This window comes from Actinoplanes sp. NPDC051851 (assembly GCF_040681165.1).
Classification (GTDB): Bacteria; Actinomycetota; Actinomycetes; order Mycobacteriales; family Micromonosporaceae; genus Actinoplanes.
Genome location: NZ_JBFAYF010000001.1, coordinates 471,354 through 498,116, shown reverse-complemented (window position 1 = coordinate 498,116; position 26,763 = coordinate 471,354). Strand labels below are relative to the sequence as shown.

The 26,763-nt window shown below is 70.7% G+C and carries 24 protein-coding genes; 10 read left to right on the top strand and 14 right to left on the bottom strand.

The annotated features are described in order from the left end of the window. Positions 1-30: 30 nt before the first annotated feature. Positions 31-1,965, top strand: a complete 1,935-nt coding sequence (locus AB0M08_RS02300) for a chromosome partitioning protein (RefSeq protein WP_364486985.1) — start codon at positions 31-33, stop codon at positions 1,963-1,965. 418 nt (positions 1,966-2,383) lie between these two features. On the opposite strand, the gene AB0M08_RS02295 is transcribed toward AB0M08_RS02300, so the two are convergent. Continuing rightward, positions 2,384-2,806, bottom strand: a complete 423-nt coding sequence (locus AB0M08_RS02295; protein ID WP_364486982.1) for a DUF3151 domain-containing protein — start codon at positions 2,804-2,806, stop codon at positions 2,384-2,386. A 28-nt stretch (positions 2,807-2,834) separates the two neighbouring features. Beyond that, entirely contained in the window at positions 2,835-3,827 is a 993-nt protein-coding gene (locus AB0M08_RS02290; RefSeq protein WP_364486979.1) for an ADP-ribosylglycohydrolase family protein, read from the bottom strand. Between the two features lie 54 nt (positions 3,828-3,881). On the opposite strand from AB0M08_RS02290, the gene AB0M08_RS02285 reads away from it, so the two are divergent. Both AB0M08_RS02285 and AB0M08_RS02280 read left to right on the top strand, forming a co-directional pair. Further along, positions 3,882-5,069 (top strand): hypothetical protein, encoded by a 1,188-nt coding sequence (locus tag AB0M08_RS02285; protein ID WP_364486976.1) that lies wholly within the window; start codon positions 3,882-3,884, stop codon positions 5,067-5,069. A 29-nt stretch (positions 5,070-5,098) separates the two neighbouring features. Then, entirely contained in the window at positions 5,099-5,359 is a 261-nt protein-coding gene (locus AB0M08_RS02280; RefSeq protein WP_364486973.1) for a hypothetical protein, read from the top strand. Positions 5,360-5,379: 20 nt separating this feature from the next. Here the strand turns inward: AB0M08_RS02280 and AB0M08_RS02275 are convergent, their stop codons facing one another. From AB0M08_RS02275 to AB0M08_RS02255, 5 genes are all read right to left on the bottom strand, one after another. After that, positions 5,380-5,778 carry a hypothetical protein gene (locus tag AB0M08_RS02275; RefSeq protein ID WP_364486970.1) on the bottom strand — a complete coding sequence of 133 codons (399 nt, stop codon included), beginning with the start codon at positions 5,776-5,778 and terminating at the stop codon, positions 5,380-5,382. A gap of 242 nt (positions 5,779-6,020) precedes the next feature. Next, positions 6,021-7,046 carry a class II fructose-bisphosphate aldolase gene (fbaA, locus tag AB0M08_RS02270; protein ID WP_364486967.1) on the bottom strand — a complete coding sequence of 342 codons (1,026 nt, stop codon included), beginning with the start codon at positions 7,044-7,046 and terminating at the stop codon, positions 6,021-6,023. Between the two features lie 190 nt (positions 7,047-7,236). Beyond that, positions 7,237-7,458: a hypothetical protein gene (locus AB0M08_RS02265; RefSeq protein WP_364486964.1), complete on the bottom strand. Its 222-nt coding sequence runs from the start codon at positions 7,456-7,458 to the stop codon at positions 7,237-7,239. 127 nt (positions 7,459-7,585) lie between these two features. After that, positions 7,586-8,617 carry an LCP family protein gene (locus tag AB0M08_RS02260; RefSeq protein ID WP_364486961.1) on the bottom strand — a complete coding sequence of 344 codons (1,032 nt, stop codon included), beginning with the start codon at positions 8,615-8,617 and terminating at the stop codon, positions 7,586-7,588. After that, positions 8,614-9,096: a SigE family RNA polymerase sigma factor gene (locus AB0M08_RS02255; RefSeq protein WP_364486958.1), complete on the bottom strand. Its 483-nt coding sequence runs from the start codon at positions 9,094-9,096 to the stop codon at positions 8,614-8,616. Before AB0M08_RS02255 ends, AB0M08_RS02260 begins: the two co-directional genes overlap by 4 nt. A gap of 118 nt (positions 9,097-9,214) precedes the next feature. Here AB0M08_RS02255 and AB0M08_RS02250 point away from each other — a divergent pair, with 118 nt between their 5' ends. The 3 genes from AB0M08_RS02250 (at position 9,215) to AB0M08_RS02240 (ending at position 13,994) form a co-directional block, all read left to right on the top strand. Next, positions 9,215-10,567 (top strand): 3' terminal RNA ribose 2'-O-methyltransferase Hen1, encoded by a 1,353-nt coding sequence (locus AB0M08_RS02250; protein ID WP_364486955.1) that lies wholly within the window; start codon positions 9,215-9,217, stop codon positions 10,565-10,567. A 3-nt stretch (positions 10,568-10,570) separates the two neighbouring features. After that, entirely contained in the window at positions 10,571-13,063 is a 2,493-nt protein-coding gene (locus tag AB0M08_RS02245; RefSeq protein ID WP_364486952.1) for a polynucleotide kinase-phosphatase, read from the top strand. Positions 13,064-13,226: 163 nt separating this feature from the next. Further along, positions 13,227-13,994, top strand: coding sequence for a DedA family protein (locus AB0M08_RS02240; RefSeq protein ID WP_364487153.1), 768 nt, complete (start codon positions 13,227-13,229; stop codon positions 13,992-13,994). Between the two features lie 167 nt (positions 13,995-14,161). On the opposite strand, the gene AB0M08_RS02235 is transcribed toward AB0M08_RS02240, so the two are convergent. The 5 genes from AB0M08_RS02235 to clpB form a co-directional block, all read right to left on the bottom strand. Continuing rightward, positions 14,162-14,836, bottom strand: a complete 675-nt coding sequence (locus AB0M08_RS02235; protein ID WP_364486949.1) for a class II aldolase/adducin family protein — start codon at positions 14,834-14,836, stop codon at positions 14,162-14,164. Between the two features lie 97 nt (positions 14,837-14,933). Then, positions 14,934-15,311 (bottom strand): metalloregulator ArsR/SmtB family transcription factor, encoded by a 378-nt coding sequence (locus AB0M08_RS02230; protein ID WP_014440216.1) that lies wholly within the window; start codon positions 15,309-15,311, stop codon positions 14,934-14,936. A gap of 844 nt (positions 15,312-16,155) precedes the next feature. Then, entirely contained in the window at positions 16,156-17,034 is an 879-nt protein-coding gene (locus tag AB0M08_RS02225; protein WP_364486946.1) for a hypothetical protein, read from the bottom strand. 74 nt (positions 17,035-17,108) lie between these two features. Next, positions 17,109-18,158 (bottom strand): hypothetical protein, encoded by a 1,050-nt coding sequence (locus AB0M08_RS02220; protein ID WP_364486943.1) that lies wholly within the window; start codon positions 18,156-18,158, stop codon positions 17,109-17,111. 555 nt (positions 18,159-18,713) lie between these two features. After that, complete coding sequence (clpB, locus tag AB0M08_RS02215; protein ID WP_364486940.1) at positions 18,714-21,302, bottom strand: ATP-dependent chaperone ClpB; 2,589 nt, start codon at positions 21,300-21,302, stop codon at positions 18,714-18,716. 146 nt (positions 21,303-21,448) lie between these two features. On the opposite strand from clpB, the gene AB0M08_RS02210 reads away from it, so the two are divergent. From AB0M08_RS02210 to AB0M08_RS02195, 4 genes are all read left to right on the top strand, one after another. After that, on the top strand, positions 21,449-22,654 hold the full coding sequence (locus tag AB0M08_RS02210; protein WP_364486937.1) for a sugar efflux transporter: 1,206 nt from the start codon (positions 21,449-21,451) through the stop codon (positions 22,652-22,654). A gap of 10 nt (positions 22,655-22,664) precedes the next feature. Then, complete coding sequence (locus tag AB0M08_RS02205; RefSeq protein WP_364486934.1) at positions 22,665-23,162, top strand: cation:proton antiporter regulatory subunit; 498 nt, start codon at positions 22,665-22,667, stop codon at positions 23,160-23,162. Positions 23,163-23,169: 7 nt separating this feature from the next. Continuing rightward, the gene (locus AB0M08_RS02200) at positions 23,170-24,378 is read left to right on the top strand and encodes a cation:proton antiporter (protein ID WP_364486931.1); all 1,209 of its coding nucleotides are present in this window, start codon (positions 23,170-23,172) and stop codon (positions 24,376-24,378) included. A gap of 188 nt (positions 24,379-24,566) precedes the next feature. Continuing rightward, a complete protein-coding gene (locus AB0M08_RS02195) occupies positions 24,567-25,013 on the top strand; it encodes a hypothetical protein (RefSeq protein ID WP_364486928.1) in 447 nt (148 codons plus the stop codon). A gap of 57 nt (positions 25,014-25,070) precedes the next feature. On the opposite strand, the gene AB0M08_RS02190 is transcribed toward AB0M08_RS02195, so the two are convergent. Both AB0M08_RS02190 and dnaJ read right to left on the bottom strand, forming a co-directional pair. Beyond that, complete coding sequence (locus AB0M08_RS02190; protein WP_364486925.1) at positions 25,071-25,511, bottom strand: MerR family transcriptional regulator; 441 nt, start codon at positions 25,509-25,511, stop codon at positions 25,071-25,073. Between the two features lie 21 nt (positions 25,512-25,532). Then, the gene (gene dnaJ, locus AB0M08_RS02185) at positions 25,533-26,750 is read right to left on the bottom strand and encodes a molecular chaperone DnaJ (RefSeq protein WP_364486922.1); all 1,218 of its coding nucleotides are present in this window, start codon (positions 26,748-26,750) and stop codon (positions 25,533-25,535) included. Positions 26,751-26,763 lie beyond the last annotated feature (13 nt).

Here is a 26,763-nt window from a genome sequence, read left to right as displayed (position 1 = left end):
GCTTGGCGTCTGACGGGGAGGATCCCATCAATGGAGGACGAACAGCACAGCATGACGTGGGATGTCGAGCCGTTCTGGCCGGACGAGGACGAGCAGACCACGCCGGAGGAGAGCGCGCTGCCGCTCGGCCACTCCAGCGCGAACTCACCCTGGGCTCAGCCGTTGCGGCCGCCGTCCTCCGCCGCTCCCGAACCGCCCTCCCACTCGGCTCCCGCTCAGCCCTCCCCCACCCGGCCCTCCCCTGACCAGCCATCCCCGGTTCGGTCTTCGCCAGGGGAGACGGCGCAGCCTCCGGCGGTGCCGACGCAGCCTCCGGCGGTGCCGGCGCAGCCTCCGGCGGTGCCGGCGCAGCGGAACTCGCGGAGCTCCTGGGCCTCGCCGCCCGCCCGGCTCTCGACCTCACCGGAGAACGGGAGCGGGAACGGGCACACCGACGCGATCAAGCCGGTTCCGCCGCCGCACATCGTGGACGCCACACCGGCCGATGAGCCGCACGATCCGGGGATCTACCGGCCGGGCGGTCCCGCCCCACGACCACCGGCTGCCGAGCCGGAGCCGCATCCCGGGCCGATCTACCGGCCCTCGGCCGCCGCCCCCTCCTCCGTCGCACCCTCGTCGCCGGCGCCCCTGGTCCTGCCGCCGTCCCCACCGTTCTCCCTGCCGTTCGCGACACCCCCGTCGCCGCCCTTCGCCGCGCCGCCCGCTTCCCCCACCTCCCCGACCGCACGCTCCACTTTCCCGCCGCTGACGCCCCCGCCCACGCTGATTCCCCCCGGATCGGAGCCGGGCGCGTCCCGGTCGAAGCCGGGCACGTCCCGGTCGGAGCCGGGCACGTCCCGGTCGGAGCCGGACCCGCTCGCGCCCGGTTCGCGGCCCCGGCCCGCGCGGCAGCTGGCCAGTTGGCCCCGGCTCACTCCGGACGCACCCGAGCTGCCCGAATCCGCGCCGGCGCCGGCCGTACCGGAAGAGTCCCTGCAGGCGCAACCACCCCGCGAGCCGGACCCGTTCGCCGATCTGACAACGCTGACCGAGAGCACGCCCACGGCCGACGAGTTCGCCCGCCGCCGGATGGTCAAGCCGCCTCCACCGGCCGCCACCATGGGCGCCCGGGGTGCCCTGCGGAAGGGCAGCCTCGGCCTGATCAAGGTATCCCCCGGCAAACGGGAGATGGAGTACAAACAGGACGTCGACACGGTTCGCCGCAACTTCGGTGGGCTGCGTCAGGTGACCGTGGTCAACCCGAAGGGCGGCGCCGGCAAGACCATCTGCGTCCTGCTGCTCGCCATGACTTTCGGACAGAAGCGCGGCGGGTACGTCCTGGCCTGGGACAACAACGAGACCCAGGGCACGCTGGGGATGCGGGCCCAGCAGGACTTCCACACGCACACGGTCCGGGACATGCTCCGCGATCTGCGGCTCTTCCAGGGTGCACAGGGCCGGGTCGGCGATCTCTCCCAGTACGTCCGGGCGCAGGGCGAGGGAATGTTCGACGTACTCGCCTCGGACGAGTCGGCCACCGCCGGCGAGATGCTCACCGCCGGGGCGTTCGCCGAGATCCGGGACGTGGTCAGCCGCTTCTACAAGCTGATCGTGGTGGACACCGGCAACAACGTCCGCGCGGCGAACTGGCAGGCCGCCATCGACGCCACCGACCAGCTGGTGATCACCATGTCGGCCCGCAACGACTCGGCCGAGACCGCCGCCCGGATGCTCGACCACCTGGAGCAGAGCGGCCGCCAGCGCCTGGTCCGCGAGGCGGTCAGCGTGGTGACCATGCCACCCACCCGCAAGGACATCGACCTGCCCGGCATCCGGCGGCACTTCCAGGCCCGGACTCGCGCGGTGCTGCTGGCCCCGTACGAGAAGCCGATCGACTCGGGTGAGCCGCTCCGCTACAACCAGCTCTCCAGCGCCACCGAACACGCCTGGCTGAAGATCGCCGCCTCCGTCGCCGAGGGACTCTGACCCCTCTCCGTGTGAAGCCACCGCACGGAGAACACCCGGCGGCGCCGCGGTCGATCGTGAGCCCGGACCGGTCCACTCCGAGACCGTCCCGCAGATCACTCAAGGAACACACCCAACTTCACACGCGGACAACGCACGAGCACGGGGTGTGAGATCGCAGGGCGGAGAGCGCCCGAACTTCACACGCAAGGCGGGGCAACGGCATGGCCGGGCGGCGGCGGGGCGGGGCGGGGCCGCCGCGGGACGGCCGGGCCGCAGGGCGAGGCGGCGGGGCGAGGCAGCGGGGCGAGGCAGCGGGGCGAGGCAGCGGGGCGAGGCAGCGGGGCGAGGCAGCCAGGCGAGACGCGACGGCGGCAGGCGAGACGGCGGCAGGCGAGACGGCGGCGGGAACGGGGAGTGCCCGCCGCCGGGCAGAGCGTCAGGAGAGGGCGTCGGCGGCGGCGGGGTCGCTGTCGCGGAGGAACTGGGCGCAGCGGGCCGCCTCGTCCGCCTCGCCGATCGCCGCGGCGGCCTGGGAGAGGGCGTGCAGGCAGCGGAGGAAGCCCCGGTTCGCCTCGTGCGCCCACGGGACCGGGCCGTGGCCCTTCCAGCCGTTGCGGCGCAGGGCGTCCAGACCGCGGTGGTAGCCCGTACGGGCATAGGCGTAAGCGGTCACCGGTTCACCGGCGGCCAGCGCGCCGGCGGCCAGCGGAGCCCACGCCGCACTGTAGGACGGGTACTTGGCCGCCACCGCCTTGAACGCCTCGTCGGTGCCGGCGGTCGCGGCGGCCGCGAGGGCCTGGTCGGCTTCGGCGTCGGCCGGGAGTCGGGTCGCCGGCGGCTCGGGAAGGAGGTTCTGCATGCCCTCATTCAACCCGTCCGGGCCGCCGTTAATCCCAGGAGGTGCCGAGACGCATCAGGCGGTCGGCGTACTCGATCTGCGTCTGCCACTCGGCCGGCCACGCGCCCAGGCCGAGGGAGGCCCCGGCGAACGCGCCCGCCAGGCAGGCGATGGAGTCGCTGTCGCCGGAGGAGGCGGCCGCGCGGCCGAGCACGACGACCGGCTCGTCCGGGCAGATCAGGTAGCAGTAGAGCGCCGTCGCCAGCGCCTCCTCGGCCACCCAGCCGGCACCGGTGCGCAGACAGGGGTCGCCGGAGTGATCGATCTCGGTCAGCGCGTCGCGAACCCGGTCGAGCGCGACGGCGCACTCGTCCCAGCCACGGGCGATGAAGTCCTCCGGGGAGTCGATCATCGGACGCTGCCAGAGGTCGCCGAGCCAGTCGCCGCGGTAGACCTTGCGCTGCTCGTCGCAGCGCTGCCGGAGGGCCGCCAGCAGGTCGGCCGGGGGCAGGCCGGCACGGAGCAGGTGGACCGCCCACGCGGTGAGCTCGCTGGCCGCCAGGCCGGTCGGATGCCCGTGGGTGAGCCCGGCCTGCAACTGGGCGATCCCGGCCCGCTGCTCCTCGCTCAGACCGGGGAGCAGGCCCACCGGGGTGACCCGCATGTTCGCCCCGCAGCCCTTCGAGTCCGCCACCGTGGCGTAGATCCAGGGCCGGCCGTCGGCGAGCGCGCCGATCGCCCGCAGACACGTCATCCCGGGGGCTCGGTCGTTCTCCGGGCTGGCCGCCCACTCCAGGAAGCGGCGGCGCAGCACCGGTTCGAGACGCGCCGGGGTGTGGTCGCCGCCCACCTCGATCAGCGCCTCGCCGACCGCCAGGGCCATCTGCGTGTCGTCGGTGACCAGGGCCGGCTCACCGACCAGCCGCCGTGGTCCGCCGGGGCCGTACCGCGCCACGATCTCCGGGTACCTCATGAACTCGGTGGGCTTGCCGAGCGCATCCCCGTACGCCAACCCGAACATCGACCCCGACGCAGCACGCATGCGATTACTTTAGGCTCCGGTGGCCTCCTGGCGCCCCCAGCGCAATATGGACATGTGCCTGACCCACTGCAACCCGTGCTCGGCGGCGACGCGCCGTTCGACGCCACCGCCTTCGAGATCGAGTCCCGTGCCGAGCTCGACGTCCACCTGGCCAGGCGGAGTCTCGCCGATCTGATCGTTCTCGGTCTTCGATTGGATCACGAGCCGCCCGATCTGTCCGATGTCGACGTGCGTCGCACACTCTTCGTCGGATGCCGGTTTCCGGCGCCCGAGGTGGAGACCGACCTGATCCGCCGGGGCGCGCACGTGGTGCCGCCGTTCCACACGCTGCCGTATCCGACACATCCGGCCCTGCTCTACACCCCGGAGGACCTCGCCACAGGATTCACCGAGGGCGGCTTCGCCGGGATGTACGACACCCTGGTCTACCAGCACTTCCTCGACCAGGGTGGCGCGGTTCCGGACGTCCGCGAGGCGATCGCACAGCGACTGCACGACGCCGGGATCGACAACGCGCTGGGCAAGGCGCTCGCGGCCTGGGCGGCGGAGCACGGCACCTCGGGCGCGGTCGGGATCATGGGCGGGCACGCGGAGCCACGCGGGTCGCGGGCGTACCGGATGGCGGCGACGCTGGCCCAGCGCCTGGCCTCGAGCGGGCGACTGATCGTGACCGGCGGCGGGCCGGGCGTGATGGAGGCGGCCAACCTCGGCGCGTACTTCGCGTCCCGGCCCGGGTCGGAGCTCTCCGCGGCGATCGACCGGCTCGCGGCCGCGCCGCACTTCGCGGATCACGATCCGTACACCGCGGCGGCTCTCGCCGTACGGGAGGAGTATCCGCTGGCGGAAGCGGGTCCGGCGGCGCAACTGAAGCATGGTGGTCTGGCGCTGCCGACCTGGCTCTACGGGCACGAGCCGGCCAACCTCTTCGCCGGGCTGATCGGAAAGTACTTCTCGAACGCGGTCCGCGAGGACACCATCCTGCGGCTCTCCCGGGGCGGCATCGTCTTCGCGCCGGGATGGGCCGGAACGGTTCAGGAGGTCTTCCAGGCCGCGACGAAGACGTTCTACCGGACCGACGGGCCGTCCGGGGCGTTCGTCTTCCTCGGTGTCGAGCACTGGGCCAAGCTGCCGGTGGTCGACCTGCTCGGACCGCTACTGGCCAGGTCACCGCAGGGCGACCAGTCCGGGTTGATCCTGGTCACCGACTCCCTCGACGAGGCCATGATCGCGTTGCACGGGTAGCCCTTGGCAGGGTGTCGCACACTGCGCACATGGAATACGTCGTCCTGGTCATCGTGGCTCTCGTGATCCTGGCGGCGGCGACTCGCGCTCGTCGCCGCTCCGCACAGCGTCACGGGGGCCGCCGTCACGCTACCGATTCCTACGTCACCGACACGGGCTCCTCGTGGAACGACTCCGGCCACCACCATCACCACGGTCATCACAGCCACGACTCGGGCTCGTCCTGGAGCGACGGCGGGGGCGGCGACTTCGGCGGGGGCGACTCCGGGGGCGGTGGGGGCGGCGACTGACGGCCGCACGTCCGGGCAGCTCAGGCCACGTGCACACGACGCCAATGAGCAGCAGGAAGATCATTCTCCGGTACGTCGGTGAGCCCGTTCTCGTCCATCGCGTTGAAGATCGCGAGCCGGGCGCCGTCGAAGAGGAACTCGACCGCGTGCAGTACCCGGGGACGCCAGTCCGCCGCGGTGGTCCGCTCGATGATGTTGACGGCACGGAGCGGGCGGCCCCGGGCCCTGCGCAGCGCCGCGTGCGGGTCGGACCGCCAGTCGAAGTGCTCGTACCAGTCCACCGGGTTCGCCATGTCGATCTGATCCCAGGTGATCGCACACTCGTCGAACTTACGGTGGGTAACCTCCACTTTGGTGAGTCCGAAGTCGAGGATGACCGGGCCGTCGGCGAACCAGCCGCGCTGTGCCATATCCCACATCAGCCAGCTTGACCGCAGTTTCCGCCCGATGAGCCGCACGAACATGTGTCGATGAGTGGCGGCGAGGGCCTCGGCATCGTGATGCCACTCGGGTTTCCAACCCTCGATAGCGAGCACGACCACCGTCCTTGGATCAAGATCGAACGATCGTACCCATGCCGGTGCGTAACCCTGCAAGACGACAGCGGCCGATCCCCGCGTACGGGGACCGGCCGTCTTACTCCGTCAGGGTGATGCGGGTCTTACTTCGCCAGCGTCGTGCCGGTCGAGCGCAGGTGCTCGCAGGCCTCGACGACGCGCTTGGCGAGACCGTTCTCGGCCAGCTTGCCCCAGGCGCGCGGGTCGTACGCCTTCTTGTTGCCGACCTCGCCGTCGATCTTCAGCACGCCGTCGTAGTTCTTCATGACGTGGTCGACGACCGGGCGGGTGAACGCGTACTGCGTGTCGGTGTCGATGTTCATCTTCACCACGCCGTAGTCCAGGGCGCCGTGGATCTCGGAGAGCAGCGAGCCCGAACCACCGTGGAAGACCAGGTCGAGCGGCTTCTCCTTGCCGTACTTCGCGCCGATCGCCTCCTGGATCTCCTTGAGGATCTCCGGGCGGAGCTTGACGTTGCCCGGCTTGTAGACGCCGTGCACGTTGCCGAAGGTCAGCGCGGTCAGGTAGCGACCCCGCTCGCCCAGGCCCAGCTTGGCGGCGGTGGCCAGGCCGTCCTCGACGGTCGAGTACAGCTTGTCGTCGATCGCGGCGGAGACGCCGTCCTCCTCGCCACCGACGACGCCGACCTCGATCTCCAGGATGATCTTCGCGGCGGCGGACGCGACGAGCAGCTCCTCGGCGATCTGCAGGTTCTCGTCCAGCGGCACGGCCGAGCCGTCCCACATGTGCGACTGGAAGAGCGGGGCCAGGCCCTTGTTGACCCGCTCCTGCGAGATCGCGATCAGCGGACGGACGTACTTGTCCAGCTTGTCCTTGGGGCAGTGGTCGGTGTGCAGCGCGATGTTGACCGGGTAGTGCTTGGCCACCTCGGTGGCGTACTCGGCCAGCGCGACGGCGCCGGTGATCATGTTCTTGATCGTCGGGCCGGAGGCGTACTCGGCACCACCGGTGGAGATCTGGACGATGCCGTCGCTGCCGGCCTCGGCGAAGCCCTGCAGGGCCGCATTGAGGGTCTGCGAGGACGTCACGTTGATCGCCGGGTACGCGAACGCGCCAGCCTTGGCGCGATCGATCATCTCGGCGTAGACCTCGGGAGAAGCGATAGGCATCGGTGCGCTCCTTGCTCTTGGAACGGGAAGCAGAGGGCAGGACCGCGCTGTCCTCCAGCAGGAAGTATTCCGCAGTCGCCGTACGTAGCTGAAATCGCCCCGTAATCCGGGCGCCGATTCCGGCACCGGGAACGTAAGGGGTAAATGTCCGTGACTGCCGGTGACGCGGCGCGACCTGCCACTCCTCCGCTCAGCGGTAGTCGTCGTCCCAGGCGACGACCCGGCGCTGCTCCTCCGCGTCCCACTCGCTGACCTCGATGTCGTCCGGCTCGCGGCCGGACGGCTGGTCGCCCGCGTCCTCGTCGGGCCAGTCGGGCGAGGTGGTCGTCCAGCCCGGGGCCGCGGTCACCGCCTGCTCAGCCGCGTCGAACTCGGGTGTCTCCAGGTCGACGTCATCCATCGTGCGTGTCATCCTCGGCCCCCTTCTCACGTCGCCGCATCCTTCCTCTCATGGTGCGGCTTCCCCCGGTCCGGTGCGGTGCAAACCGGACCTCACTCCGATGGATCACCGAACCCGCCGGGGACGCGCCGGACAGAGGTCAATCGAGGACGTAATCCGGGTGGGCGCTGCTCCAGCCGGCGAGGGTGTCGTCCCGGATCGCCTCGTAGAGGCCCTCGCTGACCTCGGGGTAGATATCGGTGCCCGGCGTGGGGTCGCTGATGCCGGTGAGCGTCGGCAGACCGGTCGCCCGGAGGCTCGTGACCAGCGCCGCCCCCTCCCCCTCGGTGAACTCGATGTCCTTGCCGGCGGCGAGCGCCAGGGCTTTCAGGGCCTCCCCGTCGACACCGGTGCCGTCGCTCGGCACCTTGGCCAGCAGCGCCCGGACCAGGGCCTGCGTGTTCCGGTCCCGGCCGTAGGAGACGTCGGCCACCCCGGGGCGGGACTTCAGGAACGCGGTCACCTCGGTGGCGTCGATCTGCTGGCAGCCGCTGTGGAAGCCCTCGGCACCGGTCGTGGCCGGAATCTCGTGGCCGAGGCAGACCCGGACGCCGCCGAGGGCCTTCGCCGCGGTGCCGATCACGGCGTAGTCGACCATGACGACCTCGTCCAGGTCGACGCCGGTGATCTCCTCGACCAGGTCACGGGTCATCGAGGGGCCGCCGACGCGGAGTGACTCGCCGAGCGTGGTCGGTCCCCTGTCGGGAGTGTCGACCTCACCCTCGCGGGGCAGGCTCACCATCCACGCGCCGGTCCCGCCGGCGGCGACGTGCACCAGCATCAGGGTGTCGGCCCGCTGGTCATCGGCATCGATCTCGGCGCCGCCGATGACCAGCAGGTCGACCGGGCCGCCGGCGGCCGGCCCGGCCGTGGCCGTACCGAGGAGGAGGTCCGCCGTCGCCGGTTGTCCCCCGTGTCGCCATCCGGCGATCACGACCGGCAGCGCGGCCCCCACCAGCAGCACGGCCACGGCCGCACCGGCGACCCGCAACCGGGCCCGCCGCCGCTTGGCCCGTAGCCAGGCGAAATCGATCTTTTCCCGGACCGGCCCCGCATCCGGGGCCAGCCCCTCGTGCCGTTCGAAGGCGGCCCGCAGCTCCTGCTCGGCTCGGTCGTCGTCGGTACTTCTCATCGGGACTCCACCAACTCGGCGCGAAGCGCGTCGAGGCCTCGCGAGATGGACGAGCGGACCGTGCCGACCGCGCAGCCGAGCACGTCGGCGATCTCCTGGTCGGGGAGGTCCTCGTAGTAACGCAGGACGAGGGCCGCACGCTGGCGGCGCGGCAGACTCGCGAGCAGGCTCCAGACGCGGTCCCGCTCGGCGTTCTCCTGGGCGTGGTCGGAGGGGCCCGCGATCACCGGATCGGGGTCGGCCCGCAGCAGCACCCGCCGCCACCAGGACGTCCGCCGCATCTCGATGAACTGGTTGGTGAGGATCCGGCGCACGTAGCCGTCCGGCGCGTCGCTCTGCGCGACCCGGCGCCAGTTCAGCTGGACCCGGACCATGGTCTCCTGCACCAGGTCCTGGGCGCTGTCGGCGTCACCGGTCAGCATGACGGCATAGCGCAGCAGCGCGCTGAGCCGGCTGTCGGCGAATTCCTCGTAGGTCACGAGCACCTCCGCTCCTACGACGGGATCGGACCCGTGAATCATTGCGGCCCCGGGCAAGAAATCCATTCGCGGCCACAATTCGATCGCCCGAGATGACACACGCTGAGACGATCGACGCGTGCTACTCACCATGACGACCACCCACCGGCCCGCGACCGATCTTGGATACCTGCTGGTCAAACACCCCGGCAAGGTCCACTCGTTCGACATGCCCACCGGTACGGCGTACGTCATGTATCCACAGGCCGACGACGACCGGTGCACCGCCGCGCTGCTGCTGGACGTGGATCCGCAGCGGCTCCGCGCCCGGTCCGACGCCTTCGAGCTGGGCCAGTACGTCAACGACCGGCCGTACGCCGCCTCCAGCCTGCTCGCCAGCGCCCTCGCCAAGGTGTTCCGGACCGCCCTGCGCGGCGCCTCCAGGGACCGCCCGGAGCTGGCCGGGACGGCGATCCCGCTGGAGATCCACGTACCGGTGCTGCGCGGCACCCCCGACCTGGTCACCCGCCTCTTCGGACCGCTCGGCTGGCAGGTCGCGGCCACCCCGATCCCGCTCGACCCGGCGCTCGGCGGCGACAGCCGGTACGTCGATCTCCACCTCACCGGCGAGCTGCGGCTGGCCGACGCGCTCAACCACCTCTACGTGCTGCTCCCGGTGCTGGACGACGGCAAGCACTACTGGGTCGCCCCGGACGAGATCGAGAAACTGCTCCGCTCCGGGGCCGGCTGGCTCGCCGGGCACCCGGAGAAGGTGCTGATCGCCCGCCGCTACCTGGCACACCGCAAGTCGCTGGCGACCACCGCGCTGGAGTTGCTGGAGGCGGATCTGCCGGCGCCCACCGAGGAGGAGGCCGAGCTGCCGGTGGCCCGCAAGGCGCCGCTCGCCGGGCAGCGCCGGGACGCGGTGCTCGCCGCGCTGGCCGAGGCCGGCGCGTCCCGGGTGCTCGACCTGGGCTGCGGTGGTGGAGCCCTGCTGACCGCGCTGCTGAAGGAGGGCCGGTTCACCGAGATCGTCGGGGCCGACGTCTCGTCCCACGCGCTCGACATCGCCGCCCGCAAACTGCGGCTGGACCGGATGCCGCAGCGACAGCGAGACCGGATCCGGCTGATCCAGACCGCGCTGACGTACCGCGACGACCGGCTGCGCGGCTTCGACGCGGCGGTGCTGATGGAGGTGATCGAGCACGTCGACCTGCCGCGGCTGCCGGCCCTGGAGGCGAGCGTCTTCGGGTACGCCCAGCCCTCCGCGGTCGTGGTGACCACGCCGAACGTCGAGTACAACGTGCACTACGAGGGCCTGACCGGGATGCGTCACTCGGACCACCGCTTCGAGTGGACCCGCGCCGAGTTCACCGCGTGGGCGGCCGCCGTGGCCGAGCGCTACGACTACACGGTCACCGTCCGCGGCGTCGGCGAACCCGACGAGACGACCGGCTCCCCGACCCAGCTCGCCCTCTTCCGAAAGATCTGAAAAGTGATCGACATCCCTGAGCTCAGCCTGGTCGCGCTGGTCGGCATCTCCGGATCCGGCAAGTCCACCTTCGCCCGGAAGCACTGGAAGCCCACCCAGGTGCTCTCCTCGGACTTCTTCCGGGGCCTGGTCGCCGACGACGAGAACGACCAGTCCGCGTCGGGCGACGCCTTCGAGGTGCTGCACTACGTGGCCGGCAAGCGCCTCGCCGCCGGCCGCCTCACCGTGATCGACGCCACCAACCTGCAGTCGCACGCCCGGGCCGGGCTGATCACGGTGGCCCGGGAGCACGACGTGCTGCCGGTCGCCGTGGTGCTCGACGTGCCCGAGACGCTGGCCTGGGAGCGTACGCAGGCGCGCCCGGACCGGACCTTCGGCCGTCAGGTGATCACCCGGATGCACCGGGATCTGCGCCGCACGCTGGGCCAGCTGGCTCGCGAGGGCTTCCGCAAGGTGCACGTGCTGCGCGGCGTCGAGGAGATCGAGGCCGCGGAGATCCGCTACGAGAAGCTCTTCAACGATCGGCGGGACGAGCACGGCCCGTTCGACATCGTCGGCGACGTGCACGGCTGCCGTGCCGAGCTGGAGACGCTGCTGGAGAAGCTGGGCTGGACCCTGGTCCGCGACGAGGCGGGCCGTCCGGTGGACGCGCTGCACCCGGAGGGGCGCACCGCCGTCTTCGTCGGCGACCTGGTCGACCGTGGTCCGGACTCGCCGGGCGTGCTGCGCCTGGTGATGGGCATGGTCGCGGCCGGGCACGCGATCTGCGTACCGGGTAACCACGAGCAGAAGCTGGCGCGGAAGCTGAACGGGCGCAACGTCCAGCTCACCCACGGCCTGCCGGAGACCCTGGAGCAGCTGGCGGCCGAGCCCGAGGAGTTCGTCCGCGAGGTCCGGACGTTCATCGAGGGCCTGGTCAGCCACTACGTGCTGGACGACGGCAGGCTGGTGGTCGCGCACGCCGGGCTGAAGGAGGCGTACCAGGGGCGCGCGTCCGGGCGGGTGCGCAGCTTCGCGCTCTACGGCGAGACGACCGGGGAGACCGACGAGTACGGCCTGCCGGTCCGCTACCCGTGGGCGCAGGACTACCGGGGTTCCGCCGCGGTCGTCTACGGCCATGTGCCCACCCCGAAGGCGGAGTGGCTGAACAACACCATCTGCCTGGACACCGGCTGCGTCTTCGGCGGCGCGCTCACCTCGCTCCGCTGGCCGGAGCGCGAGCTGGTCGCCACCCCGGCCGCGAAGGAGTACTACGCGCCGGTCCGGCCCCTGATCACCGCCGAGTCCCGGCCCGATCAGGGCCTGGACATCCGCGACGTGACCGGGCGCAGACACCTTGATTTCGGGTACGGCCAGGTCACCGTCCCCGCCGAGAACGCCGCCGCGGCGCTCGAGGTGATGGGCCGCTTCGCGCTGGACCCCGACACGCTGATCTGGCTGCCGCCGACCATGGCGCCGTGCACCAGCTCGACCGTGGAGGGCTTCCTGGAGCACCCCTCCTCCGCCTTCGCCGACCTGCGGGCCGCCGGGGTGGACCGGGTGGTCTGCGAGGAGAAGCACATGGGCTCCCGGGCCGTGGTGCGGGTCTCGGCGTCCGGCGAGGGCGACGCGCTCTGGACCCGGACCGGCCGGCCGTTCTTCGGCCCGGAGCTCGCCGGACCGCTGCTCGACCGGGTCCGCGAGGCCGCCCGGCCGCTCTTCGCCGAGCTGGGCACCGGGTGGCTGCTCTTCGACGCCGAGCTGCTGCCCTGGTCGGCCAAGGCGGGCGGCCTGATCCGCGACCACTACGCGAGTGTGGGCGCCGCCGGGCGGGCCGCGCTGCCGGTGGCCCGGGACGTGCTCGCCCGGGTGGCGGCGCGCGGGCTGGACGTGGCCGGACTCCGGGAACGGGTCGAGCTGCGGTCCGCGGAGATCGCCGGGTACACGTCGGCCTACCTCTCCTACGTGCGCCCCACGGAGGGTCTCGCCGGAGTCACTCTGGCACCTTTTGCGCTGCTGGCCGGGGCCGACGTGTCGTACATGAGGAAGGACCATGACTGGCACCTGGCGATCGCGGACCGCCTGGCCGCCGCCGACCCGGAGCTGTTCACGACCACCCGGCGCAAGATCGTCGACCTGAGCGACCCGGTCTCGGAGGCCGAGGCCACCGCATGGTGGCTGGATCTGACCAGCGCGGGCGGCGAGGGCATGGTGGTGAAGCCGCACGCCGGCCTCGGCGTGACCGACGCTCGCGGACGGCTCGTGCAGCCGGGCGTGAAGTGCCGTGGCCGGGAGTACCTGCGGATCATCTACGGACCGGAGTACACCCGTCCGGAGCAGCTGGACCGGCTGCGGCAGCGCAACCTGGGCCGCAAGCGGAGCCTGGCGCTGCGCGAGCACGGGCTGGGCCTGGCCGCGCTGGACCGGCTGGCCGAGGGCGCGCCGGCCTGGCGGGTGCACGAGCTCGTCTTCGCCATCCTGGCGGCGGAGTCGGAACCGGTCGACCCGCGCCTCTGAAACGCCGCGGGGTTCGGTGACCTCGGTTGCCGAACCCCGCGGATCTCCTGTCCGGACGCACAACGCATCTACAGCAGTCGTACAGGAGGCCGCTGCTCGCGGGCCGGTACCCTGGCTTGTCGTGGACATCCGTGCGCTCACCGAGCAGCTCGCCCTGAATCCGATGGATCCGAAGGACCTGCTCCACACCTTCGGCCTCTACGGAGTCTGGGCCATCCTCTTCGCGGAGACCGGCCTGCTGGTCGGCTTCTTATTCCCCGGCGACTCGCTGCTCTTCCTCGCGGGCATCGCGGCCTCCCCGGTGGCCGACGCCCTCTTCGGCGACGGCACCAGGATCTCGCTGGCCGGGCTGCTGATCGGCGCGCCGCTCTGCGCGATCGCCGGCGCCCAGTTCGGCCACTGGCTCGGCGCCAAGTACGGCACCCGGATGTTCGAGCGCCCCGACTCCAAGCTCTTCAAAAGGGAGCACGTGGAGAAGGCCGAGTACTACTTCCAGAAGTTCGGCCCGGCGAAGGCCGTGGTGCTGGCGCGCTTCATCCCGATCGTCCGGACGTTCCTGAACCCGGTCGCCGGCACCCTGGGCATGTCCGCCCGCCAGTTCCTGCTCTGGAACGTGGTCGGCGCCGTCCTCTGGACCGACGGCGTGCTGCTGGTCGGTTACCTGCTGGCGCAGAAGATCTACGACACCATCGGCGACAAGATCGACCACTACATCCTGCCGGTCGTGGTGATCATCGTGCTGATCTCGGCGCTGCCGATCTTCATCGAGATGATCCGCGAACGGAAGGCGAAGAAGAACGGCACCGCGCACGGGCCGCAGGCCTCCGCGGCGGTCGGCGTGGTCGCGGCGGCCAGCGTCGCCGGTCTCGCCGAGGCGATCCACGACGACGAGGACGACGAGCCCCGCCGGCCGCGGTCGCACCGCGCCTGAACCACCCCGTCTCGAAGGCACAGATCGCGCCACGAACAACCCCGGCCGGCCCTGGATCTCCAGGGCCGGCCGCCGTTTTTCCAGGCTTCCGGGTGGTTGGCAAAAGTCCCCCGAACGAGTCCAGCCGGCTCGCTGGGCGCGACCGGCTGGAACGTGAGGGGTGTTCTTCAGACGGCGACGGCCGCGGAACCGGAGAGCCGGTCCAGGAACTCGTCCGGGCAGTCCCGGAGGTTCTCCAGCCGGCCGGCGGTGAGCGCTCGGTAGGTGAGCGACGCCGCCTCCTCCAGATTGCGGGCCCGTTGGTGAGCCAGCTCAACGGAGTCGCCCATCACCACGCAACCGTGGTGGCTGAGCACCAGACAGTCGGTGCCGTCCGCGGCCATCGCCGCGGTGAGCGCGGCCAGCTCGGTGCTGCCCGGCAACCGGAACGGCACCGTGGACACACGCCGGAGGTAGTAGGCGTGGTCGGAGGTGACGATCCGGACGTGCTCGCCGAGCGCGTCCAGCAGCAGCGCTGTCTGGGGGTGCAGGTGGACCACCGCGTTGACGTCCGGCCGCGCCCGGTAGAGCGCGAGGTGCAACGCGAGCTCGCTGGTCGGTGCGATCCGCGGCGGTGGCATCGTGCCCACCGTCGCCGGCGCACCGTCCGAGACACGGACCGGCACGAAGGTGTTCCGGCTGAGCCGGTCGAGCCAGGACCCGCTCGCGGTGACCCAGATCGCGTCCTCGTCGGGGATGCGAGCGGAGAGGTTTCCGCCCGATCCGCAGACGAGACCGGCCTGGACCACGTCGTAACCCACGTGTGCGAGCTGATCACGCAGGTCACCGGGGACGTAGTTCACCGTTCCTCCTCGAATAGGCCAGGGGTGGCTTGTTGAAGAGGTCCTCGGCCTGGCGTCACGCCCCCATGGTCCGGTGACGCCAGGCAGTTCCCAACGGTCAGCGCGCCTTCTTGGTCGCCCGCTTGCGGGGCGGCGTCAGCAGGTCCGCAATCGTCGCGATAGCGGTCGGCACGAGGCGGTAGTACGCCCACACGCCGCGCTTCTCCCGCTCCAGCAGACCCGCCTCGGTCAGAATCCGCAGGTGGTGACTCACCGTCGGCTGCGAGAGCCCGAGCGGGGCCGTCAGGTCACAGACACAGGCCTCACCATCCGTCGCGGACTGGATAAGGCTCAGCAGCCGCAGCCGGGCCGGGTCGGCGAGCGCCTTCAGCACTCCCGCCAGGCGCTCGGCGTCGGCGCGTTCAATAGGCTCGCCGGCAAGCGGCGAGATCTGAGGCATCGTCATTTCCGCCAACGCAGTTCCCACGATCTCCATCCTTCCACCCAACTGCATCGATTCTCCTGCATGTTCGCAGGAACGAACCGGCTAACTTTCAGGCCGTAAGGCCGACATCGATCGCCGTGTCGGTCGACCACCGGGCAGTGCCGGCACCTCGCGCCACCACACCCCTCCGGTCCACCTTCACCGCGACACCGACTTCGGTCTCTGCCTCCTGCAACGCCTCAGCCGCCATCTGGTCGCTACCCATCCGTGTCGGGCTCTCGGTCCCCGTCTCCGGAGTGAGCCAACCCACATTGTCAATTCATCGATTGAATCGGAATACCGATCCCATCGATGACCCGACACGGAACGCGTCAAGTCCATCACGCCGCGCTGCGTGATCACCGGATCGCTACGCGCCTCACGACCCGATGAAAGCACGACGCCACGCTGTGCGACGGGCAATTCAGTGATGAATTTACCCAGGTCGTGCCGTGCTCTTCATGACATCGAGCGTACTGGCTGGAAGGAAACCGGAATCTTTCGCCCCGCCGGGGCGGAACGGAACTATTGACCCACGACCCCGCCAGCCTCTGTAAACAAGGTTTACTGATCGACCAACTGATCTGAACCTTTCGCACGACCATAGACGCAGCTCAAAGCGGCTTACGTCTGCACCGTACCCGCGCGGCCCTCAAGATGACCTGGTAGCTGCGCTGTGAAGGTGCTGTGAACCCCCAAAATCACCTTTGTCCGTCCAGCGGAAAACACGCACCGTCTGGCCGATCTAGTGCTATCCGGACAGCCGATCGAGTGACGCCCGAGGAAACCGTCTGTACCCATTCGAGTGACCCACCGTCGTCGATACGGAACCGGATCTAGGCGGGCACCGAGATGGTCACTCGGAGGGGCGGCGCCAATAGTCGTCGTCGGACCCGTGGGTGGGGCGATCGACGGTGGATGATTCGGAGCCCTGCGGGGCAGTGGTGGGCGTCGAAGTACCCGGAACCGGAGGCTGACTAACCCCACCGATGGACGGGTATCCGGCAGACGGCAGGAAAGGGGCGGGCGGCTGATAGCCCGACATGTCCCCCGACGGCGGTACACGCGACGGCGGAAAACCCGGGTGCGCGTACGGCGACGCGCCGGGCTGGGCGGGCGGGGCGTACCCCGCAGAGAAGGGGAGAGAGACCCCCAAGCTCGACCCGGACGGGTGATACGGCGCGCCGGGCACTGCGGGGGATATCCCGAAGAAGACTCGCGGTGCGGCCAGCAGAAGGGCCCCGGCGAGCAGATAGCCGGCCACCTGGGCCACCGATGCGATAACCGTCACACCGATCCAGCCCTCGGGGTAGGAGGCACCCAGGACCTCGCCGACCGAGCCGGGCGACGGATCACCCGAGCGCTGGAGGGCGATCACGCCGAGCGACCCCAGGCCGGCGAACGTGCCGAACGCACAGACCACCAGCGTGGCGATCCGGGCCACGCCACTGCCCCGCCGGACGCCCACGCCGAGCACCACCAGCAGAGCGAAGGCCAGGATCGCGACCACCGCGGCGAGGGCGGCGTCCAGCCAGACCACGGAGACGAAGTTCTCCGCGGTGTCGCCGATCGCCGCGGCGCGGAACCGGCTGACCGTGCCGGGTGCGACCGCGACGGCGGCGATGGCGTAACAGAGGCCCGCCGCGCCCATGCCCCAGAGGAGCCCGGAGGTGGCGCTCACGGCCGGGGGCCGGGTGGCGACGGGCGGCGACGGCTGGGCGACGGCGTACGACATCGATGGCTCCCGCGGAGTTCGGCTGGGGAGAACCTATCGCGCGCCGACACCCGGGGATGGTCCGACCGGGTGGATCAGGACTTCGGCTGGTCGCCCCCCTCGGGAGAGGACGGCGGCGGGGGCGCCTGCCAGGGGTCGGCCGGCGGGGCGGGCGGGTTCTCCGGGGCCGGCGGCGGGGACCAGGCCGGCGGCGGGGTGGGGCTCTCCGGTTGCTGGGGGTACGCCTGACCCGGGTACGGCGGCAGCCCCGGCGCCGGCTGACCCGGCTCGCCGTAGCCGGGGGTGGCCGGCTGCCCATAACCGGGCGCACCCGGCTGCCCCGGTGACCCGTAAGCGGGCGTGCCCGGCTGTCCGTAATCCGGAACGCCCGACTGCCCGTAAGCCGGAGTCCCCGGCTGGCCGTAAGCCGGAGCGCCCGGCTGGCCGGGCTGACCCGGCGGATACCCCGGCTGGCCGTAGCCCGGTTGGCCATAACCCTGCTGGCCGTACGCCGGATAATGCGGATATGTGGGGTAGCCCGGACCGTACGGCCCCCAGCCGCCCGCGGCCTGACCACGGAAGAACGCGTTCGACTGCGGCACCGCAAGCAGCACGATCACCGCGATCAGCGCCAGGAACGTCACCGACCCGAGCCCCAGCCCGAGCTCCTGGTACCAGGTCGGCATCACCCCGGAGAGCTGCGCGTTCAGCTCCTCCTCGGTCGGCACCGTGCCGGTCACGCTGCTCTCCGCGATCGCGGCCAGCGCGGTGACCACGGCCAGCGCCGCGTACTGGATGACCGAGCCGCAGCAGACCATCAGCCCGGAGAGGATCCAGGTGAGGACCCTGGAGGCCTGCTTGCCGCGGAGGTTGAAGAAGCCCACCGCGACCAGCCCGGCCGCCACGATGCCGTAGAAGACCAGGACGCCGACACCGTAGCCGAGGATCTCGCCGCGGCTGGTCTCCTGGTAGGAGTCCGTATAGACGTCGGCCGCCCGGCTGATCGAGATGAACGTGATGATCGCGCTGACGATCTGGATGACGGCGACGCCGAAGAGCAGGTACGTCGAGATCGTCACGACGGTCGGCCGGCCCGGTGGCGGGGGCTGCACCGGGTACGCGGCCGGATATGTGGGAACGGTCACTTCGCCCTCCTTGAGATCGTCTAACGCTATCGGCTGCGCACCATCCCGCTCGACCGGCCACCACGCTCCGCAGTCCCGTGGCAGCATGGGGCGACTCGCTCGTTCGAGGGGCGACACACCCGGAGGCCGGCACTTAGAATTCCATGGCGTGGCGTCCCTCTGGCAGCAGAGACCTCCAGCGACGCCCCCTGCCCGCACGAGTCGCCCGCCCCGCTCACTGATCGCCGGGGCCGAGGCAGACCGCAGCCGGGCGACCTTCCGATTGCGCCGGCCGCGTGACCACACCGCGGCCGCCCCAGACCTGACAAGGACCGGTGAGTCCCATGCCCCACGCCGACACCCTGACCGTCGTTCACCATGACGACAGCCGGACGCGGTTCAAAGACGTCCGCTATCAACTCCATCGGGACGGGATCAGGATCTGGTCCGCGGACGGCGAGCACGCCATCACGGACGTTCTGATGACCCACGCATACCGACATCGGGAAACCGGCGTCTGAGCATTCGAAAAGGCCCCGGGATCTCTCCCGGGGCCTTTCGCCGTTCCCGACCCGGTCAGCCGCGCTGGACCGTCAGCCCGTCCTTCGCCGCGGCGAGGTCGACCACCACGGTGTCGCCGTCCTGCACCTCACCGGCGAGCAACGCCTTGGCGAGCAGGTCGCCGATGGTGGCCTGGACCAGCCGGCGCAGCGGCCGGGCACCGTAGATCGGGTCGTACCCGTGCTCGCCGAGCCAGTCGATCGCCGGGCGGGTCACCCGCAGGAGCAGGCGGCGCTCGGCGAGCCGGTCGCGCAGCCGGGCCAGCTGGATGTCGACGATCGCGGTGAGGTCCTCCTTCGTCAGCGCGTGGAAGACCACGATGTCGTCCAACCGGTTCAGGAACTCCGGCTTGAAGTGCGCGCGGACCGCGGCGAGCACCTCGTCGTGGCGCTCCTCCTCGGTCATCGTGAAGTCGCCCGAGGTGGAGCCGAGGTTCGAGGTGAGCACCAGGATGGCGTTGCGGAAGTCGACCGTACGGCCCTGGCCGTCGGTGAGCCGCCCGTCGTCGAGCACCTGGAGCAGCAGGTCGAAGACGTCCGGGTGCGCCTTCTCCACCTCGTCCAGCAGCACCACGCTGTACGGCCGGCGACGCACCGCCTCGGTGAGCTGGCCGCCCTCCTCGTACCCGACGTAGCCGGGCGGGGCGCCGACCAGGCGGGCCACCGAGTGCTTCTCGCCGTACTCGCTCATGTCGATGCGGATCATCGCCCGCTCGTCGTCGAAGAGGAACCCCGCGAGGGCCTTGGCCAGCTCGGTCTTGCCGACGCCGGTCGGGCCGAGGAAGAGGAAGCTGCCGGTGGGGCGGTCCGGGTCGGCGATACCGGCCCGGGCCCGGCGGACCGCACCGGAGACCGCGGCCACCGCCTCGCTCTGGCCGATCACCTTGGCCTGGAGCGTCTCCTCCATCCGGAGCAGCTTGGCGGTCTCGCCCTCCATCATCCGGCCGGCCGGGATGCCGGTCCACGAGGAGACGACCTCGGCGATGTCGTCGGCGCCGACCTCCTCCTTGACCATCGGAGGCTCGGCCTTCTCGTCCTCGGGCTCCTCGGCAGCGCCGGCCAGCTCCCGCTCCAGCGCCGGGATCTCCTGATACTGCAGGCGGGAGGCCTTCTCCCATTCCGCGTCCCGCTGCGCCCGCTCCAGGTCGGCCTTCACCTCGTCGAGCCGCTTCTTCAGCTCGCCGACCCGGTTCAGACCGCCGCGCTCCCGCTCCCAGCGCGCGTTCAGCGCGGTGAGCTGCTCCTCGCGGTCGGCGAGGTCGCGGTCGAGGCGGGCCAGGCGGTCGCGGGAGGCCGGGTCGGTCTCCTTCTCCAGGGCCAGCTTCTCCACCCGCATCCGGTCCACCTGCCGCTGCAGCTGGTCCAGCTCGACCGGGCGGGAGTCGATCTCCATGCGCAGCCGGGACGCGGCCTCGTCGATCAGGTCGATCGCCTTGTCCGGCAGGAAGCGGTCGCTGATGTAGCGGTCGGAGAGCGAGGCCGCGGCGACCAGCGCGCCGTCGGTGATCTGCACCCGGTGATGCGCTTCGTACCGCCCCTTGAGCCCGCGGAGGATGCCGATGGTGTCCTCGACGGTCGGCTCACCGACCACGACCGGCTGGAACCGGCGCTCCAGGGCCGGGTCCTTCTCGATGTGCTCGCGGTACTCGTCCAGCGTGGTGGCGCCGACCATCCGCAGCTCACCGCGGGCCAGCATCGGCTTGAGCATGTTGCCGGCGTCCATCGAGCCCTCGCCCTTGCCGGCACCGACCACCGTGTGCAGCTCGTCGAGGAACGTCACCACCTGGCCGTTGGAGCCGCGGATCTCCTCCAGCACGCTCTTGAGCCGCTCCTCGAACTGACCGCGGTACTGCGCGCCGGCCACCATCGCACCGAGGTCGAGCGAGACCAGCTTCTTGTCCCGCAGCGTCTCGGGCACGTCGCCGGCCACGATCCGCTGGGCCAGGCCCTCGACGATCGCGGTCTTGCCGACGCCGGGCTCACCGATCAGCACCGGGTTGTTCTTGGTACGCCGGGAGAGCACCTGCACCACGCGGCGAATCTCGGCGTCCCGCCCGATCACCGGGTCGATCTTGCCGTCCCGGGCCAGCGCGGTGAGGTCGACGCTGTACTTCTCCAGCGACTTGTAGGTCTGCTCCGGGTTCGCGTTGGTGACCCGGCGCTCACCGCCCCGGACCTGCGGGAACGCGGCGACCAGCGCCTCCTCGGTCGCGCCGGCGTCCTTGAGCGCCTGACTCACCGCGCCGCCGACCCGGGCCAGGCCGGCCAGCAGGTGCTCGGTGGAGACGTACTCGTCGCCGAGCGGCTGGGCGATCAGCTCGGCCTCACCGATCGCGTTGACGAATTCACGGGTCAGGCTCGGCTCGGCGGTGCTGGCGCCGCGCGCGGAGGGCAGTTGCTCGACGGCCCGGGCCGCGGCCCGGCGGATGTCCGCGGGATTGGCGCCGACCGCGCGCAGCAGGGCGGGCGCCACGGAATCACCCGTGTCCAGCAGTGACAACAGCATGTGCCACGGTTCGACGGTGGCGTGTCCGCGGCGGGCGGCGTCGGCGACCGCACCGGTGATCACGTCGCGACTCTTGGTGGTCAAACGTTCGGCGTTCATGAGCTCCCCTGGATCGGATTCCCACCCGAGCTAACCCAACAGACTTGAGCGTATTCCACTCAACTTTAACTCGCCCGCCAAAGAGGTGCGTGACGGTGGCCACGCGGGAAGCGCTCTCCCCCGCGAACAGCCGTAACGTGAGTCCTGTGACGCGCCACCTGTCGCGACGGTTGCTCCCGCTCGGCTTCGTCGTTCTCGCCTCCGGGGTCGCGACCGCGGTGGTCGGCCCCTTCCTCGGCATGTTCCTCAGCACCGCGGTGCACGCGAGCCCGGTCCAGGTCTCCGCGTTCCTGATCATCGCGTCGCTCTCCGGCGTGCTCACCTCGCTCGCCATCGGCCGTCTCTCCGACCGCCTCCCGATCCGCCGCACCCTGCTCATCGCGGCCACGGTCGCCGGCGCCGCCGGCTGCGGGCTCACCTCGGTGATCCGCAACTACTGGGTTCTGCTCGTTCTCACCATGACGCTCACGGCCTTCGCCGGGTCGCTCTATCCGCAGAGTTTCGCGTACGCCCGCCAGGTGCTGACCAACGAGGACGCCGGTCGTGCCGCGATGGGCACCAGCACGCTGCGCACCGTGTTCTCGATCGCCTGGGTCGGCGGCCCGCCGCTGGCCGCGATGCTGCTCGACGTCGGCGACTTCCGCTACGTCTACGGCACCGCCGCGGTGATGTATGCGCTCGCCGCCCTGCTGGCGACCCGCCTCCCGGCAGTCCCGGCGCCCACACCGGTGACCCGGGCGGCGGCCGACGCGGCCCCGATCCCGCGGGCGCTCTTCCCGATCATCGTCGGCTTCTGCTGCCTGCAGACCACGATGGTGCTCGGCGTCCAGGCGATGTCCCTCTACGTCAGCACCGACCTGGGCGGCACGGTCGGCGACGCGGGCCTGGTGCTCGGCCTCTGCGCGGCGCTGGAGATCCCGCTGATGCTCGGCTTCGGCCTGCTCTCCACCCGGGTGCCGATCCGGCGGCTGATCCTGGCCGGGGTCGCGTGCGGCGCGGTCTACCAGGCGCTGGCCGCGGTCTCCGGCACGACGTGGATGCTGGCCGCGGCCCAGGTGCTCAACGCGATCTTCATCGCGGCCAACTCCGGGCTCGGGATCTCGTACGTCCAGGACATGATGCCGGACCAGCCGGGACGTGCCACCACGCTCTTCACCAACACGTTCCCGATCGGGCAGATCCTGGCCGCACCGCTCTTCGGCTTCGCCCAGCAGTACGACTACCGCCTCGCGTACGTGATGAACCTGGTCCTCGCCGTCGTCGGCCTGACCCTGCTCACGGTCTTCCGCCCGCAGCTCACGACCGGTGTCCAGGCCGAGCCGTTGCCCCAAAAGAGGTCGACTGCGGGCTAACGTTGAGATCGTGCGTGTACGGGTGGAACAGACTCCGCTGCCGGGTATAGGTGTCCGGCACGACCTCATCACCTCCTCGGGTCGTACGGTCGGAGTGGTCTCGCACCGCAACGGCCGCCGGGACCTGGTGCTCTACGACGTCGACGACCCGGACTCCTGTCTGGCCTCGATCCCGCTCACCGACGACGAGGCGGAGGCGCTCGCCGACGTCCTGGGCGCGTCGCTGATGCTGGGCCAGCTCGCCGGGCTCCGCCAGCAGGCCGCCGGTCTCCTCACCGAGCAGATCGCACTGCCCGCCGGCTCCCCGTTCGTGGGCCGCAAGCTGGGCGACACCCGGGCACGGACCAGGACCAGCGCCTCGATCGTGGCGGTACTCCGCGACCGGGAGGTGATCCCGTCACCCGGCCCGTCGTTCGTCTTCGAGGCGAACGACGTGGTGGTCGCGGTCGGCACACGCGACGGCCTGGACGGCGTCACCGCCATCCTGGCCGGGGACACCGACGGTTAGCCGGCCCGTGCAGCACACGACGGTCCTCCTCATCGAGATCGGCGCGCTGCTCTTCGGGCTGGGCATGCTGGGACGGGCGGGCCGCCGTTTCGGGCTCTCCCCGATCCCGCTCTACCTCCTCGCCGGCCTGGCCTTCGGTCAGGGAGGACTGATCCCGCTCTCGGCGAGCGAGGAGTTCATCGGGATCGGCGCCCAGATCGGGGTGATCCTGCTCCTGGTCATGCTGGGCCTGGAGTACTCCGCCGACGAGCTGGTCGGCAACCTGCGCTCGGCGGCACCGGCCGGGCTGATCGACATGCTGCTGAACGCGGTGCCCGGCGCGATCTTCGCGCTGCTGCTCGGCTGGGGCTTCAAGGCCGCGCTGGTGCTGGCCGGGATCACCTGGGTCTCCTCGTCCGGGGTGATCGCCAAGGTCCTCGGCGATCTGGGCCGGGTGGGCAACCGGGAGACCCCGGTGATCCTCTCGGTGCTGGTGATCGAGGACCTGGCGATGGCCTTCTACCTGCCGATCGCCACCGCGGTGCTGGCCGGGCTCGGGCTGGTCAGCGGACTCAGCACGCTCGCCGTCGCGGTGGTCACCGTGGTCGCGGTGCTGGTCGTGGCGATCCGGTACGGCGGCGAGATCAGCCGGTTCATCTCGGTGAAGGACCCGGAGGCCCTGCTGCTCAGCGTCTTCGGGCTGACCCTCTTCGTGTCCGGGGTGGCCGCAGAGCTCAAGGTCTCCGAGGCGGTCGGCGCGTTCCTGGTCGGCATCGCGCTCTCCGGCCCGGTCGCGCACCACGCCACCGAGATGCTCTCCCCGCTGCGTGACCTCTTCGCCGCGGTCTTCTTCGTCTTCTTCGGGCTCTCCACCAACCCGTCCGCCATGCCACCGGTGATCCTGCCCGCGCTAGGGCTGGCCGTGCTGACCATGCTGACCAAGGTGGCGACCGGCTATCTCGCGGCCAAGCGCGCCGGGATCGCGCTGCCCGGCCGGTTGCGCTCCGGATTGGCGCTGACACCGCGTGGCGAGTTCTCCGTCGTGATCGCCGGCCTCGCGGTGGCCTCCGGCGTCGATCCCCGGCTGGCACCGCTCGCCACGGCGTACGTATTGATCACGGTGATCACCGGTCCGATGCTCGCCCGGATGCCGGATTACGCCTGGTTCAAATCCCTGGTCAGGCGCCGGATGGCGGCCCAGCGGGCGAGCACACGCCCGCTGCCCAGCGCCGATTGACGATCGGGGCCGTTCACACCCTGCCCAAAGTTACTATCCAGTATCTGAATGTGAGCACTTGACACTTCCGTTAACCCGATGATCGCGCTACCGTTGCGCGGCGACGACTCTGTGTATTGGGACGTTCGACACATGCGACCGCGGGAGTGACCCCGGTCGCACTCGAACGGGTGAATAAGGCGGCGGCGTTGAGCGTGCGAGAAGCGGCATTCCTCGGATTCGACAAGCCGGTCGACCCCCGGCCGGACGAGATGCGGGCATGGGCGTACCACCCGGAGTCGGTTCCCCTGCACACCATGCCACGTGACTGGGATCTGCTGATCTCCGGAGACGTGCTGGGACCGACCCTGTTCGAACTGGCCATGGACCGGCAGTGCCCGGCCCGCCGGTTCGCACAGCACTGCATGTACATCTATGCGGCGGACGGCCTGCGGCAGAACGCGAGCAACCAGCGCAAGCGGCGGCTCAAGAAGTTCGTGGAGCGGGCCGAGGAGATCGGCGACGAGCCGATGCAGATGTGGGCGCACAACTGCCGGGTCCTGATGACCCGGCCCGAGTTGTTCGACCACCACGAGTGGATGGAGGGCGGGCTGGTCCGCCACCCGCGCCGGCTGGGCCTCTTCAACCGAAGGTGATCAGCCGGTCAGCAGACGTTTGAGGTGACGGCGGCCCCTGTCCTCAGGGGCCGCCGTTCACTTGTCCGGGGATCGGCGGGGGCGCCAGACCACCAGGGCGGTGGATTGCGTCTCGCGATGCACCATCTCGCGTCCCGCGTACGGGTTCATCGTCTCCAACTGGGCGACACGCGTGTACGCGTCCGCCAGCTGCTGCTCCAGCTCGGCGACCCGGTGCTGCAGGTCCCCGACCAGCTGCTCCAGGCCGATGATGCGCTTGATGCCGGCCAGGTTGACGCCGTCCTCCTGGCTCAGCCGCTGCACCTCGCGGAGCAGCGCGACGTCCCGCTCGCTGTACCGCCGGCCGCCGCCACCGGTCCGGCCGGGTTGCACCAGGCCGAGCCGGTCGTACTGCCGGAGGGTCTGCGGATGCATCCCGGCGAGCCTCGCGGCCACCGAGATGATCAGGACCTTGGCGTCGGAGGATTGTTCGGCGGAGATGCTGATCTCTTCATACATGTGCCACCTCCCGTACTGGCCCTAGGCGCCCTTGCGGAGACGCTCTTCGAGCCGGTCTCGCCCCGGGGGCGGGGTGAGCTTGGCGAACTTCTCCAGCGCGTCCCGGGCCTCCCCGGTGACGCCGGACGGGATCTGAACCTCGACGGTGACGATCAGATCGCCGGACTGCCCCTCCTTGCGGACCACGCCCTTGCCCCGGGCCCGCAGCTTGCGGCCGCTCGGTGTGCCCGGCGGCACCCGCAGCGTGACCGGCGCGTCCAGGGTCGGCACCCGCAGGTCGGCACCGAGGACGGCCTCCGCGACGCTGATCGGCACGGTCAGCGTCAGGTCGTCGCCGCTGCGCCCGAAGAGCTCGTCGGGACGTACCTTGACCTGCACGTACAGGTCCCCGGCCGGACCATTGCGGTCACCCGGTTCGCCCCGGCCACTGAGCCGGATCCGCTGCCCGTCGGCCACACCGGCGGGGAAGCGGACGTTGATGGTCCGGGTCTTGGTGACCCCGCCGGTGCCACGGCACTCCGGGCACTTCTCCTCCACGATGCTGCCGGAGCCCTGGCAGTCCCGGCACGGCTCGGAGAAGCTGAACGAACCCTGGTTGCTGGAGATCAGCCCGGTGCCCTGACACTTGGTGCAGGATCGCGGCGTGGTGCCCGGCTTCGCACCACTGCCCCGGCAGGTGTCGCAGGCGCCGGGCGTACGCAGCGTCAACGGCAGCGTCGTACCCCGCACGGCCTGCGCGAAGTCCAGCGTCACCTCGGTCTCGACGTCCCGGCCGCGCTGCGGGCCACGCCGGCCGGCCGGACCGGCCGGACCGCCCGCGCCACCGGAGAAGATCGAGCTGAAGATGTCGGAGAACCCGGTGCCACCGAACCGGCGGTCCGCCGCGGGACCGCCGCCGGCCCCGCCACCGGCCGCGCCGCTGAACCCGCCGAACAGGTCGGACGGGTCGAACTGGCCGCCACCGGGACCGCCGGGACGCGCACCACGGCGAAACGCGCCCGACCCGAAGAGCGAGCGCATCTCGTCGTACTCTTTGCGCTTCTTGTCGTCGGAGAGGACGTCGTACGCCTCGGAAGCGGCTTTGAACTTCTCTTCCGCTTCCTTGTTGTCCGGATTCCGGTCCGGGTGCAGGTCGCGGGCGAGCTTCCGGTACGCCTTCTTGATCTCGTCGGTTGAGGCGGACTTGTTCACGCCGAGAACGGCATAGAAGTCCTTCTCGAGCCAGTCCTTCGAACTCATCGGGTCCACCTCC